At 61.7% G+C, this 12,501-nt stretch carries 11 protein-coding genes and 2 pseudogenes; 2 read left to right on the forward strand and 11 right to left on the reverse strand.

What is annotated here, in order from left to right:
* Positions 1-5 precede the first annotated feature (5 nt).
* The 5 genes from J0I64_RS17925 to acs all read right to left on the reverse strand — a co-directional run bounded on the left by J0I64_RS17925 (position 6) and on the right by acs (position 6,574).
* Positions 6-1,214: an MFS transporter gene (locus J0I64_RS17925; protein WP_291410739.1), complete on the reverse strand. Its 1,209-nt coding sequence runs from the start codon at positions 1,212-1,214 to the stop codon at positions 6-8.
* A 143-nt stretch (positions 1,215-1,357) separates the two neighbouring features.
* The gene (locus J0I64_RS17930; protein ID WP_291410741.1) at positions 1,358-2,419 is read right to left on the reverse strand and encodes a glycosyltransferase family 1 protein; all 1,062 of its coding nucleotides are present in this window, start codon (positions 2,417-2,419) and stop codon (positions 1,358-1,360) included.
* A 90-nt stretch (positions 2,420-2,509) separates the two neighbouring features.
* Complete coding sequence (locus J0I64_RS17935; RefSeq protein WP_291410743.1) at positions 2,510-3,310, reverse strand: UDP-2,3-diacylglucosamine diphosphatase; 801 nt, start codon at positions 3,308-3,310, stop codon at positions 2,510-2,512.
* Between the two features lie 86 nt (positions 3,311-3,396).
* Entirely contained in the window at positions 3,397-4,479 is a 1,083-nt protein-coding gene (locus J0I64_RS17940; RefSeq protein ID WP_291410745.1) for a glycoside hydrolase family 3 N-terminal domain-containing protein, read from the reverse strand.
* Positions 4,480-4,618: 139 nt separating this feature from the next.
* Positions 4,619-6,574 carry an acetate--CoA ligase gene (acs, locus tag J0I64_RS17945; protein ID WP_291410748.1) on the reverse strand — a complete coding sequence of 652 codons (1,956 nt, stop codon included), beginning with the start codon at positions 6,572-6,574 and terminating at the stop codon, positions 4,619-4,621.
* 158 nt (positions 6,575-6,732) lie between these two features.
* Between acs and J0I64_RS17950 the strand changes: the two genes are divergently transcribed.
* Entirely contained in the window at positions 6,733-7,299 is a 567-nt protein-coding gene (locus J0I64_RS17950) for a hypothetical protein (RefSeq protein ID WP_291410749.1), read from the forward strand.
* A 6-nt stretch (positions 7,300-7,305) separates the two neighbouring features.
* Here J0I64_RS17950 and J0I64_RS17955 read toward each other — a convergent pair whose 3' ends face one another.
* The 6 genes and pseudogenes from J0I64_RS17955 to J0I64_RS17980 form a co-directional block, all read right to left on the reverse strand.
* Positions 7,306-8,628 (reverse strand): polysaccharide biosynthesis C-terminal domain-containing protein, encoded by a 1,323-nt coding sequence (locus tag J0I64_RS17955; protein WP_291410752.1) that lies wholly within the window; start codon positions 8,626-8,628, stop codon positions 7,306-7,308.
* On the reverse strand, positions 8,625-9,797 hold the full coding sequence (locus J0I64_RS17960; RefSeq protein WP_291410754.1) for a peptidoglycan bridge formation glycyltransferase FemA/FemB family protein: 1,173 nt from the start codon (positions 9,795-9,797) through the stop codon (positions 8,625-8,627). Before J0I64_RS17960 ends, J0I64_RS17955 begins: the two co-directional genes overlap by 4 nt.
* 117 nt (positions 9,798-9,914) lie before the next feature.
* A complete protein-coding gene (locus J0I64_RS17965; RefSeq protein WP_291410756.1) occupies positions 9,915-10,616 on the reverse strand; it encodes a YjbE family putative metal transport protein in 702 nt (233 codons plus the stop codon).
* Between the two features lie 309 nt (positions 10,617-10,925).
* A complete protein-coding gene (locus tag J0I64_RS17970) occupies positions 10,926-11,432 on the reverse strand; it encodes a YidB family protein (protein WP_291410758.1) in 507 nt (168 codons plus the stop codon).
* A 14-nt stretch (positions 11,433-11,446) separates the two neighbouring features.
* A complete protein-coding gene (locus J0I64_RS17975; protein ID WP_291410760.1) occupies positions 11,447-11,698 on the reverse strand; it encodes a GlsB/YeaQ/YmgE family stress response membrane protein in 252 nt (83 codons plus the stop codon).
* 86 nt (positions 11,699-11,784) lie between these two features.
* Positions 11,785-11,946, reverse strand: a pseudogene (locus J0I64_RS17980) (thermonuclease family protein); the annotation flags it as partial.
* 239 nt (positions 11,947-12,185) lie between these two features.
* On the opposite strand from J0I64_RS17980, the pseudogene J0I64_RS17985 reads away from it, so the two are divergent.
* Positions 12,186-12,501: pseudogene (locus J0I64_RS17985) on the forward strand (hypothetical protein); the annotation flags it as partial.

Genomic DNA, 12,501 nt, shown 5'->3' on the forward strand with positions numbered 1-12,501 from the left:
GGCAATCAGGAAACGGGCGGCCGCGTGGCGTCCTTGGGTGGGCGCAGGCGGAGCGAAACAAAAACGCAGATGATGCCGATGGAACAGGTCACGGTCGAGGAGAAGAACGCCCCGGGCCCAAACCATTCGGCCAACCAGCCGAAGAGGATGAGCATCACCATGGCCACACCCTGGTTGAGCATATTGGCAAAACCCTGCGCCTCGGCGGCGTTGGATTCATGCGTCCAGTTGGCGATGAAGTGGACGACGCCAAAATAGCCCATGCCAAAGCTGAACGCATGCAGCAACTGCAGCAGAAACAGCGCTTCCACCGGCGGCCCGAAGGCCAGCACCGTAAAGCGCACGAGCCCGGCCAGACACGCCACAAGGATCATGTTGCGCGCCGTCACGCGCCCGCCAAAACGCCGCCAGATCAGCATCAACACAGCTTCCCCGACTGCCGCCGTACCCAGCAGCGGCCCGAGGAAATAGTCCGGAATGCCCTGCTGGTGCCAGAGCAGCGCACCAAAGCTGCCCATGGCGGCGTTGCTGGAGTTGACCAGGGCGAAAGCCACCAACGGCAGCACAAACCAGAGTTTCAGTGAATCCCGCAGCTTGGGGCGCTGCGCCGGCGTGCCCGGCACGTCGGCCAGCGTCGTCTCGAGCGCAGGCGCCCGGAAACGCGGCAGCATGAAGCCGACAATCGCCCGCAACACCGTCATGGCGAGATAGAGGGTGACGAAGGCCCCCGGCCCCACAACGGTCAGCAGCCCGCCAATACCCGCCGCGCCAACCACATAGCCGATCGTCGCCCAGGCGCGCACCGCGCCAAAATCCGTGCCGTTGCGACGCGTCATGCGAACCGTCGCCGCATCGATGATTGGCGGCACAAGGCCATTCGACATCGCCGCCAGCGCCCAGACCAGCAAAATGCCCCAGAACTCGCTCGTAAAATACAAGCCAAGCGGAATGAGCGCCGAAACCAGCGAAATGGCGATGATCGCCGTGCGCCAGTCGTCGGCCCGGTCGGCAATGCGACCGATGATCATGTTCAGCAGCAACAGGCCCAGCATCGGGAGCGCGTTGACCACGCCGATCTGGTCCGCCGGAATGCCGTGTTCGCTGAGCCAGATGCCGAGAAAAACCGAGGCGACAGCGCCCGGAAGATAGACGGTGAATTGATAAAGCGATGCACGCGCCTCAGGCGTATCGAGGCGCGACAGAACGGAAGACATGGAAAAAGCTCCGGGCGCAAATCAGCGCCCCGAATGCCTTGGTGCCTTGCATCTCGGCACAATGCAAGACCCAAATGCCCGCCCGAGTGCAACGTTATAAATTGAGTGTCACAATTGATCCCGACAGACCAAAATTCGCTTTCCTAGATGGCTTCCGCCAGTTGCGGCAGGCGCACGCTGGCCGGCACGAGGCCGTCGAGAAACTGCTTGCCGCTCGCCGCCCAGGTGAAGGATTGGGCGTGGTTGGACGCATCCTTCCGGTCGAGCATCAATGCCCGTCGCACGGCAACCGCGAGATCATCGTGCAGCGCCCCGGCCCGGCCGTCGGTGATCACATCCTTAGGCCCCGTCACAGGATAGGCGGCAACCGGCGTACCGCAGGCCAGTGCCTCGGTCATCACATTGCCAAAGGTGTCGGTGCGGCTCGGAAATACCAGCACATCGGCCCCCTGATAGGCCTCCACCAGCGCTTCGCCATGCCGATAGCCGCAGAACACGACGTCGGGATAGAGCTTTTCAAGCCGCACTCGGTCCGGGCCGTCACCCACGACAATCTTTGTGCCCGGCACATTGAGCGCAAGGAAGGCCTCGACGTTCTTCTCGGCCGAGACCCGCCCCACATAGAGCAGCCGCGGCCCCCGCAGATGCGCGAACACAGCCGAGCGCCCGGGCTGGAACCGCTCCATGTCGACGCCACGCCCCCAAACCCGAAGGCGGCGGAAATCGCGCTTTATCAGGTCGTCGCGCAGCGATGGCGTGGGTACCAGCGTATTGCCGGCCGGCTCGTGGAACCAGCGCAGATAGCCATAGCTCCAGTCCTGCGGCACCGGCAGACGCGCCGAGACATATTCGGGAAAGCGCGTATGGAAGCTTGTCGAAAAGCCCTTGCCGCGCTCGATGCAATATTGGCGCGCCAGAAGCCCCAGCGGCCCCTCGGTCGCGATATGAATGTGATGCGCCCGCGAATGGGCCAGGCGATGGAACACGGCGCGTCTTGAGGCCAGAGAGAGCCGGATTTCGGGATAGGTCGGTACCGGCACGGTCCAGAAGGCTTCGGGCGTCAGATAGTCGACCCCGTGCCCCCATTCGCGCAGCACCTTGCCCACGCTTTCGAGCGTGCGCACCACCCCGTTGATCTGTGGGCGCCACGCATCGGTGACAATGACGATACGACGGGAAGAACCGGAGGAAACGGCATAGGCCATGGCGGCACCGCTGGGGCTGATTCAAGCAAGATCAGCCTGCGTCAGCCAAATTGCGCTGCCATGAACCTGATGCGACGAAGTCGCGACAGTCTATTCGGTTACGGGGCGCCGGATTTTCGTGCGTCGCGGCTCACCGACCACCATCTCGGTCCATTTGATCAGCTCGAAATTGCCGTCGTGATTCTCGATTACGGCCGTGCAGCTTTCCACCCAGTCGCCGGTATTGATGTAGTGGATGCCCAGGCGGTCATGCATGTCGGCGAAGTGGATGTGACCACAGATCACGCCCTGCACACCGCTTTCCTTGGCCTCATGCACCAGCGCCTCTTCGAAGCGGCCGATGACCGAGACCGCGTTCTTCACCTTCTGCTTGGCCCAGGCGCTCAGTGACCAGTATTGCAGCCCCAGCCGGCGCCGCACCCAGTTGATGGCGATGTTCACGCGCAGCGCGAAGTTATAGGCCCAGTCCCCGACATGAGCGAGCCATTTGGCATTCATCACGACCACGTCGAACTGGTCGCCATGAATGACAAGATAGGTGCGCCCGGTCGCCGTGGTGTGGATCGTCCGATCCACCAGCTCGATTTCGCCGAAATAGGTGCCGAGATATTCGCGCAGGAATTCGTCGTGATTGCCCGGCAGGTAGACGATCCTGGTTCCGGCCGACGCCTTGTCGAGCAACAGCTGGGCCAGAATGTTGTAGTCCTCAGGCCAGTGCCAGGCCTTGGCCAGCCGCCAGCCATCGAGAATATCGCCGACCAGATAGATGGTCTCGGCGTCGTGGACGCGCAAAAACTCGATGAGCTGCTTCACCCGGGTCGGCTTCATGCCCAGATGCACGTCGGACAGGAACAATGCCCGGGCGTGCCGGACCTCGCGGTCATCCGTCATTGCCCACTGGCCTCCAAGTTACCGCAGCACCTTATCTTTGCACGGAGACGGAGAAAACCGGCTTCGCAAGAAAGAGGTGGAAACCCCTATCCGAGGCGCCGCTTGAGCGCAACGATGCGCTCGTAGCTCTGCTCGATACGCTTGGCAAAAGCGGGGTCTTTCTCTGCGTGCTCCATGAGGATGGCGAGAACTTCCTTCGATAGGCCTGGCCGCTGATAGCCGGTGTTGGAAAAGAGCAGGATATCCATGCCCGCCTTTACCCCCTCGACCACGGTTTGCTCGAGCGTGAAGTGGTCGCGAATGGCGCCCATTTCGAGATCGTCGCTGATGACGACGCCGTCAAAGCCGAGATCAGTGCGCAGCACCCCATCGATCCAACGCGCCGAGAGCGACGACGGCGTCTGCCCGTCATCATCCGCATAATCGGCGTGATAGAGGTGCCCCACCATCACCATGTCGACCACGCCTTCGCCGATCAGCTCGCGATAGGGTTCGAGTTCGTCTTCCGACCAGGTCTTGGTGATGTCGACAAAGCCCTCATGGCTGTCGGCCGTCGAGGAGCCGTGCCCCGGAAAGTGCTTGAGCGCCGTCGCAAGGCCAGCCTTGTGGTGCCCCTCGATGAAGGCGCGATCGTAGGCAGTGACCGTCTCGGGATCAGCACTATAGGCGCGACCAAACTTGGCAATCACCTGATTATTCGGATTGATGTTGAGATCGGCGACAGGCCCGAAATTGACCGTAAAGCCTTGTGCCGCAATGCCCTTGGCCATTTCCGCATAGATGGCCTCGGCCGCTTCGGGGCTGTTGTCGGCGGCGATCGTCGCAGCATTGGGAATTTCGGTAAAGCCGACATCCTTGGTCAGCCGTTCGACCGCGCCACCTTCCTGGTCGAGGGTGATAAAGGGTGGCAGATCAGGCGAGGCCGCCCGAAATTCCGCATTCATCTTGGCGACGGCTGCAAGGCTTGCGACATTCTTCTTGAGATACATCACCCCGCCCAGCCGCCCGGCCGCGAGTTCGCCGGCCATGGCTTTCACGCCGGGGTCCTCGGCGCTCTTGCCGTCGAAGCCGATGACGATCATCTGCCCCGCCATTTCCTCAAGCGTTGCGGCTTGGGCGGGAGCGACGAGGGCAAGGCATGCGAAGGCAGCGGCAAAGATTGGGCGCAAAACGAGGACTCCAGGCGAATCTAGGCGGCAGAGTGGTCACGAAAAGCTGGCGACACAATGACTGAGAGGCCTTCGTGCCGCACAAACGAAAGCCCCCGGGCATGACCCGGGGGCTAAAAACTCCACGAACTGAAAGGCCTTAGCCGGCCGGACGGTTCTGGCGATTGGCGATGAGATCATCGACCACGGCCGGATCGGCCAGCGTCGAGGTATCGCCCAGCGAGCCAAAATCGTTCTCGGCGACCTTGCGCAGAATGCGGCGCATGATCTTGCCCGAACGGGTCTTGGGCAGGCCGGGCGCCCACTGGATCAGGTCCGGCGTAGCGATCGGCCCGATTTCCTTGCGAACCCAGTTGCGCAGCTCGGCGCGAAGCTCGTCGGAACTCTGTTCACCCGCCATCAGGGTGACATAGCAATAGATGCCCTGCCCCTTGACGTCATGCGGATAACCGACAACGGCCGCTTCGCTGACCTTCGGGTGCGCCACCAGTGCGCTTTCGACCTCGGCCGTGCCCAGCCGGTGACCCGACACGTTGAGCACGTCGTCGACGCGACCAGTGATCCAGTAGTAGCCGTCATTGTCCCGCCGGCAGCCGTCGCCGGTGAAATAGTAGCCCTTGTACTGGGTAAAATATGTCTCGATGAAGCGCTGGTGATCGCCAAAGATCGAGCGCATCTGCCCCGGCCAGCTATCGGCAATGGCGAGCACGCCTTCGGCCTTGATTTGCTCCTGCATCACGCCCTCGGGCGACAGCACAACTGGCTGCACGCCGAAGAACGGCTTGGTCGCCGAGCCTGGCTTTACGGGGAACGCGCCCGGGAACGGAGCGATCATGTGGCCGCCCGTTTCCGTCTGCCACCAGCAGTCAACGATACCGCAACGATCCTTGCCCACATGCTTGGAGTACCAGAGCCAGGCTTCCGGATTGATCGGCTCGCCCACGGTGCCAAGGAGACGCAGGCTCGGCATTTCGAACTTGTCGACAAAATCGGAACCGGCGCCCATCAGCGCGCGAATGGCTGTCGGGGCAGTATGGAAGATGTTGACCTTGTGACGTTCGACCACCTGCCAGAAGCGGCTGGCATCGGGCCAGGAGGGAATGCCCTCGAACATCAGCGACGTCGCGCCATTGGCCAGCGGCCCATAGACGATGTAGCTATGGCCGGTAATCCAACCAACGTCGGCCGTGCACCAGAAGACTTCGCCACGCTTGTAGTCGAAGGTCTTTTCATGCGTGAGGGACGCATAGGTGAGGTAGCCGCCCTGGGTGTGCAACACGCCCTTGGGCTTGCCGGTGGAGCCGGACGTATAAAGGATGAACAGCGGGTCTTCCGCATTCATCGGCTCGGGCTCGTTGAACGGCTCGACGCCAGCAGCAGCCTCGTGCCACCAGACGTCGCGCGACCCCTTCATCGGCACGTCGGCGCCGGTATTGTGCACCACGAGCACCTTGCGCACGCCCGGGCAGTCCTGCAGCGCCTTGTCGACATTGGCCTTGAGTGGCACGGCCTTACCGCCGCGACGGCCTTCGTCGGCCGTGATCACGACTTCAGAATTGCAGTCATTGATACGGCCGGCCAGCGCGTCCGGCGAGAAGCCGCCGAAAACCACCGAGTGCACCGCGCCGATACGGGCGCAGGCGAGCATGGCATAGGCAGCCTGCGGAATCATCGGCAGGTAGATGGTGACGCGGTCGCCCTTCTTGACGCCGAGCTGCTTCAGCACATTGGCGCAGCGGCAGACTTTTTCGTGCAGCTTGCGGTAGCTGATATATTCGGGCTCATCGGCCGGATTGTCCGGCCCCCAGATGATCGCGATATCGTCGCCGCGCTCGGCCAGATGCCGGTCGATGCAGTTGGCAGCAACGTTGAGAATCCCGTCCTCGAACCATTTAATCGAGACATCGGGGTAGGCGAAGCTCGTGTTCTTGATCTTGGTGGGAAATTTCACCCAGTCGAGGCGCTTGGCCTGCTCGGCCCAGAATCCATCGGGATCCTTGATCGAACGCTCGTACTGAGCGGCATACTGTTCGCCCGTAGTCTGGGTGTGTGCGATTGCGGCTGCACTTGGCTGGAACAAGAGCTCTTCGCTCATTGTCATCCTCCCTGGTCTCTCCCGGCCCCCGTTCTACTGACGCGAGCTATCCGCCGCAAGCCCTTGGGCATCCGACCTAAAGCCAATAGCGAAGGCCACGCTCCATTAACGGCATGGCGCTAAGGTGAACGCCGCAGATTTGCAGAGGGAGCAGATCCATGGCCGAAATGACCATCCGTGCCGCCAAACCCGAGGATGTGCCGCTGATCCATGCCGAACTCATGGATGTGATCGCGACCTCGCCGCACTACAGCGACCGCTTCAAGGCCTACGAAATGGGCCGGCTGAACAAGACCTTTCTCCACAACCTTATGGCGATCGATCCCTGGCACATCATGATCATGTGCGCCGATGGGGTTCCGGGTGGCGCCATGGTGTCGGGTCCCGAATGCGGCGCCATCTTCCGCTACTGGAGCTGGGTTTTCCCCTCCCATCGCCAGACCAAGCTCGGCATGTTCGGCATGCGCGCCTTCGACGAGCACTGGGACAAGACCCGCTTCCACAAGGCCTTCACCTTCGTGCGGCCGGAAAACGAGGTCGCCCGCATGCTGCTTAAGCGCTACGGCTACCGTGAGACGGTGCTGCTCGAACAGCACATCTTCGGCCAGGACTATCTGCTGATCGAAAAGTTCTACACCAAGGGCGAAGAAGGCTACGACAGCGGGGTCAATATCGGCCGGCTGGGACGGCTGAGGAATCGCCTGAAGGGCCTTGTTGGGGCCTGAGCGCCCCTACTCGGCCGCTAGCACCCGCCGACGCGACCTGAACCATTGCATGATCGAGACATCGATATGCGCAGTCCGCAGCGCCGTCAGCCACAGCGCCACCGACCAGACGCTGATCGCAACGATCGCCGCCAGCGAAGCCCCGACAAGACCAAACGCCGGAACCAACACCAGATTGCCAAGGAACAGCGTCAGAATGCCGAGCGCAATGGCCGGCAGGCTGGCCCATGGCCGATCGTGGATCGACAGCACGATCGAAGCCGGTCCCATGGCCGAGCGCACCACCAGCGACAGGCAGAGAATGGCGAGCGGCGCCGCACCTGCGGCAAATTCGGGCCCGAACAGCATCAGCGCCAGCGGCGCGCCAAGCACGGCCACGCCGAACAACAGCAGCGCCACGCCACTGGCCACGACATTGGCCTCGCCCACCTTGCGGTTGAAAGCTTCGCGATCGGCCTTGGCCTCGCTCTCGAACATGTCGGGCATGGTCACGGCATAAACTGCCGCCACGCCAAACGACACCAGCGAGAAGATCCGCGTACACACGCCAAAAATCGCCAGCTCCTCGCGCCCCAGCATGTGACTGAGCAGCAGCAGGTCGATGTCGAAGAAAAAATCGGTCGCGAGGCTGATCACCACCCACGGTAGCGCAAACCGCCACCAGCGCCGCGCCTCGGCCGGCAACAGCTCCTCGCCTACCGGAATTTTCGGCAGGCTCGTGACCACAAAGGCAAACTGCACGAGCGAGACGAGCACATAGCCAACCCCGATGCACCAGAGCATCTGGGTAAAGCCCGCATCCGGCGTGCCGACACCCAGGGCTACGAGGAACGAGGCCAGCACAATCATCGGCCGCAGCAGCGTATCGGCAAAGAAGCCGGCAAATGGGCGCTTCAGACCAACCAGCGTCGCGCTGTTCACATAGACTATGGCCGTACCCAGCGTCAGCAGGGCAAACGGCACGAAATGCAGCGCAACGGCACCCTGCCCTAACCCGACCACCTCAAGCAGCAACGGCCCGAAAACGACGAGCCCGATAAAGCTCAGCACAACAAACCCATAGGAGCGCGTCAGGAAAGCCATCAGCTGCCGGCGATTGCCGCGCGCCCGGTATTCAGCCGCAAAATAGGTGCCGACGGTGTGATAGCCGAGCGGCATCACCACCGAGACGAGATTGACGCTCGCCACCACCAGCAGAAACTCGCCAAGCAGTTCCGCGCCCCAGAGACGCGCAATCATGGCCTGGGCGATGAAAATGAAGCCTGCCCCGAAAATACGGGCCGCAAAGATGATCGAGGACTGCGAGGCCAGTTTTCGGGCAAGGCTCATCGGAACGACTCGTCCCAGATGTGCGGAGCCTGATCAGGCCGCGCCTTGCTGCTCCTGAGGCCATCGAGATGCCGTCGCGTATGCTGCAGCACGTCCCGCGCCGTAAACGCCGCATTGCCCAGAAAGCCCGCCCATGGCGAGGTGGCCCGGTTGAGCACCGGAGGCACCGGCCGAATAACGCCTGCCGTTCCGACCATGCCCGCCTTGAACTGATGCAGCCCCTGGAACCCGTCCGTGCCGCCCAGGTCATACCATTGTGCCCGGGCATTATCGCGTAACCAGCGGATTACCTGCCAATGGAGGAAATAGCCCGCCCGCAAAGGCAGGGCTTTGTCATTGGTCGCGCCATAAAGATAGACCGCGCGCTGCCCCGCTTTGAAGATCAGGGCCCCGGCGACGGTCTCGCCCTCATGCCGCACGAAAAACAGTTCCGGCCGCAGCGGCTCGTCGAGCCCCATCAGCACATCCAGCGTTTCATAGGCGGAATGATCGGGAAACTGCTTCCGCTCGGTCATGGCAGCGTAGAGCGCCTTGAAATCCCCGATCTCGCCGGGCTCGGAACGGGAAAATTCCAGATTGGATTTTTCCGCCTTGTTGAGCTGGCGCCGCCAGGTCTGGTGGAAACTCTTGCGCAGATCGTCGTCCGAGAGGCGCAGCCGCACCATATAGCGATTGGGAAAAAGCAGCGTGGAGCCACGCTGAAAACCGCGCTGGCGCAGCGCGTGATAGCCGGCATTGATTTCATCGGGCGAGGCATGGAGCAGCACCGACAGCATCATGCCGCGCTTTTCCGCATAGTCCCGCGTCAGGCAATCGACCATGGCGGCCCTGAGCGCCTCAGCTTCGGCCGAGCCGGCCGACGCAAGCATCGGCGCCCATTTGACCACGGCCATCTTGCCGAGGCCCAGCGGCAGGGGCTGGATCATGACCAGAGCGCCGCCCACCACCGTGGCGCCACGCTGAAAGATCACAGGCTCCTGGCCGACATCAGGCCAGCGCGTCTTGGCAAAAGCGTGGGTCTGTTCCTGGCAGACTTCGTCGAAGCTGCCGATGATGGTGTCCCAATCGGCGCCAGATACCTGCCGCGCCACGAGCGTAATGGCGCTTGCGCTCGCGGCCGCATTGGCCGCCCGCGCTGGCTCCATCATCTCCCTGGCGACACTGGACATAGAAATCCCCGCAGATTGGTCGTCTGCGGGGAGGCTAGTGGCTCTAGATGAGCAAATCCCTATTGCGCGTCGCTAAATGCCCCCAATTTCGGGGCTTGGTTAGCGAAAGCTCAAGTCTCAGTGCGCCGCAGCAGCGGCAGCCGGAGCGTGGGGTGTGTAGAGCAGCGGGATCTCCGGGATCGTGACGAACGTGCCGGCGCCCTCGAGCACCATGCGCACGGCCACGAACAGGATGATCAGGAGACCGATCCAGGCAATCCAGCGGAAACGGTGCAACAGGCGCGCGATGAAGGTCGCGGCGACACCCATCATCACAACCGAGAGCGCCAGGCCGAAGATCAGCGCTTCGACATGGTGCTGCGCCGCACCGGCCACGGCCAGCACGTTGTCGAGCGACATGGAAACGTCGGCGATGATGATCTGGGTAACCGCCTGGCGCAGCGTCTTGCGCGGTGCCTTTCCGGCCACGGTGCCGTCAGCATTGAGGTCGTTGCCCGAAAGCGCCTCGGTCGCCTCGCCCTCTTCCTCTTCGCTGACATTGAGCTCCCGGTACATCTTCCAGCAAACCCAGAGCAGCAGGATGCCGCCGGCGATGAGCAGGCCGCCACCGAGCGACAGCAGCTCCGTGGTGATGAGGGCGAAGCAGATACGCAACACGGTCGCTGCGGCGATACCGACCAGAATAGCCTTCCGGCGCAATTCGGGCGCCAGCCCCGCGGCCGCCAACCCGATGACGACAGCATTGTCGCCCGCTAGGACCAGATCGATGATGATGACCTGGAAGAGCGAACTGAAAAAACTCGGATCGATGCCGAACATTGAAGGGATAACTTTCTGGTGAACAGGCTATGCTGCGGCTATACGCCGCTCTGCGGTGGGAGGAAAGCCGCTCCCGGCGCCTCCAGCAATTTTATGGGCCCTCGGGGCAAGATTTGAACGCTCGGAGCCTCGAGGCGCAGCAAAAAGCCCTGGTAGCTGATCGCTGCCAGGGCCTTTGTGTCGATATTGAAATTTTTCAACCTCGTATCGACATTACTATAACGGCCCACGACGGCGATCGTTCCGTATAGATGCAAAAAAACGGGTTTCGCCGCTTCAAAGGGCGGCCCATGAAACCACCCTTCCTGCTCAGGTTGTCTTGAAAAGGCTTTCCCGCGCCTCGGCGTCCGACTGCGGGAATTTGCCGTCCGGAGTCAGTTTGTCCACGGCTTGCGGAATGCTCGTAGAAAGACGGGTCAGCAGTTCGTCGTAGGGAATGCGCGTCGTCGCTGCCAGCTCCGTCAGCGTGTCCTTGCCAATCGCGGATTCCACTTCCTGCGCGCTCAGACCCTTGGTGGGCACGCCGACAGTCGTCCAGGAGCTTGCCGTTTCCGCCTGGCCACTGCCCCGGAAGTTATCGAGCAGATCGTTGAGTCCGCCGGTAAGCACATTGCCACCATTCGATTTGCCACCGATGAGGTCGCCAAGCCCGCCAAGAATACCACCAAGCCCTCCGGCCTGGGCCCCGCCGACGCCAGAGGCGCCGCTGTTGGTTTGCATACCCTTGAGCGCATCTGCGATCTTGTCGCGGTGCTGATAGCCGGCAACCGCCAGAAGACCGAGCAGCGCCATAAGTGAAGGAGTTCTGTTAGCCATTGTCTTGTCCTTGATTACGCGCGACGGGAAATTGCGCCCCAGACAAGGAGCACGATGACAGAACCCACAATGGCGCCAATCAAACCGGCACCTTCGCCAGCCTGATACCAGCCGATGGCCTGTCCGAGAAATGTCGCCACAAATGCGCCGACGATGCCGAGAACAGCGGTCAGAACGAAGCCAGAAGGCTCATTCGGTCCCGGCACCAGAAACTTCGCGATAATACCGGCGACCAAACCGATGATGATGGTCCAGAGAATTCCCATTTGACGCTCCTCGGCTAGGGATGCGTCATAAACTCGACCGATGCCGTGGCAGTTCCATCATGTCGCGGCGAGAACGCCAACAGCCGCTAAACCTTCGACCGCCGCCAACCAGCCGCACGCGCCTCTTGTTCGGAGCAGAACCAGCGCTCGCCGTGTGAGGCCTGAATTCGGGTCTCCTCGTAATATTTTTGACCCGGCACGTGGTAGATGCGCTCGCCTCTCGTGTTGACGTTGCCCTTTATGACGCATTCGCCGCTTTGCGCGAAAGCAGGTGTGCAAGCGACTGCAAGAAACAGCGCCCCGAAAAAGACCGTCCTCATATATCCTCCGCCCCCAGACGCCACCTCAATTGAAGGCGAAGAATTGGCGCGTGGCAACCCTTTAGGCCCTCAAGCAGACCGTGCCGACAGGCTCAATTTCCTGCCTCGCCTTAACGAATGCAAAATCGGTTTTTGATTGTCTGGGGTAATCCACGGGAGGGGCATCATTGGAATCTACGGCCGGCGCTGTTCACGAGCTCTTCCCGCACATACGCGTAGTGCTCGCCATCGTTATTGGCCTCGGCGTTACTCGGCTGCTTTCTGGCGTAGCCAAAATCCTGCAGCACCCAAAACACTACCGCCTCTACCCCGTGCATTTTGCATGGGCCTGCTCGGTCATGCTCATGCTCATCCACTTCTGGTGGTGGCAGTTCGGCCTCTTCAAGATCACCGACTGGAGTTTTGGAAAGTACTTCTTCGTTTTCAGCTACGCAGTCGCGCTGTTTCTGCTCTGCGTGCTGCTGTTCCCCGAGAGTATGGAGG

Source organism: Devosia sp. (genome assembly GCF_017307565.1).
Classification (GTDB): domain Bacteria; phylum Pseudomonadota; class Alphaproteobacteria; order Rhizobiales; family Devosiaceae; genus Devosia.

Excerpts from the sequence above, each read along its gene's own strand:
- J0I64_RS17925 (WP_291410739.1), bottom strand. The coding sequence starts at position 1,214 with ATGTCTTCCGTTCTGTCGCGCCTCGATACGCCTGAGGCGCGTGCATCG.
- J0I64_RS17930 (WP_291410741.1), bottom strand. The coding sequence starts at position 2,419 with ATGGCCTATGCCGTTTCCTCCGGTTCTTCCCGTCGTATCGTCATTGTC.
- J0I64_RS17935 (WP_291410743.1), bottom strand. The coding sequence starts at position 3,310 with ATGACGGATGACCGCGAGGTCCGGCACGCCCGGGCATTGTTCCTGTCC.
- acs (WP_291410748.1), bottom strand. The coding sequence starts at position 6,574 with ATGAGCGAAGAGCTCTTGTTCCAGCCAAGTGCAGCCGCAATCGCACAC.
- J0I64_RS17950 (WP_291410749.1), top strand. The coding sequence starts at position 6,733 with ATGGCCGAAATGACCATCCGTGCCGCCAAACCCGAGGATGTGCCGCTG.
- J0I64_RS17955 (WP_291410752.1), bottom strand. The coding sequence starts at position 8,628 with ATGAGCCTTGCCCGAAAACTGGCCTCGCAGTCCTCGATCATCTTTGCG.
- J0I64_RS17960 (WP_291410754.1), bottom strand. The coding sequence starts at position 9,797 with ATGTCCAGTGTCGCCAGGGAGATGATGGAGCCAGCGCGGGCGGCCAAT.
- J0I64_RS17965 (WP_291410756.1), bottom strand. The coding sequence starts at position 10,616 with ATGTTCGGCATCGATCCGAGTTTTTTCAGTTCGCTCTTCCAGGTCATC.
- J0I64_RS17970 (WP_291410758.1), bottom strand. The coding sequence starts at position 11,432 with ATGGCTAACAGAACTCCTTCACTTATGGCGCTGCTCGGTCTTCTGGCG.
- J0I64_RS17975 (WP_291410760.1), bottom strand. The coding sequence starts at position 11,698 with ATGGGAATTCTCTGGACCATCATCATCGGTTTGGTCGCCGGTATTATC.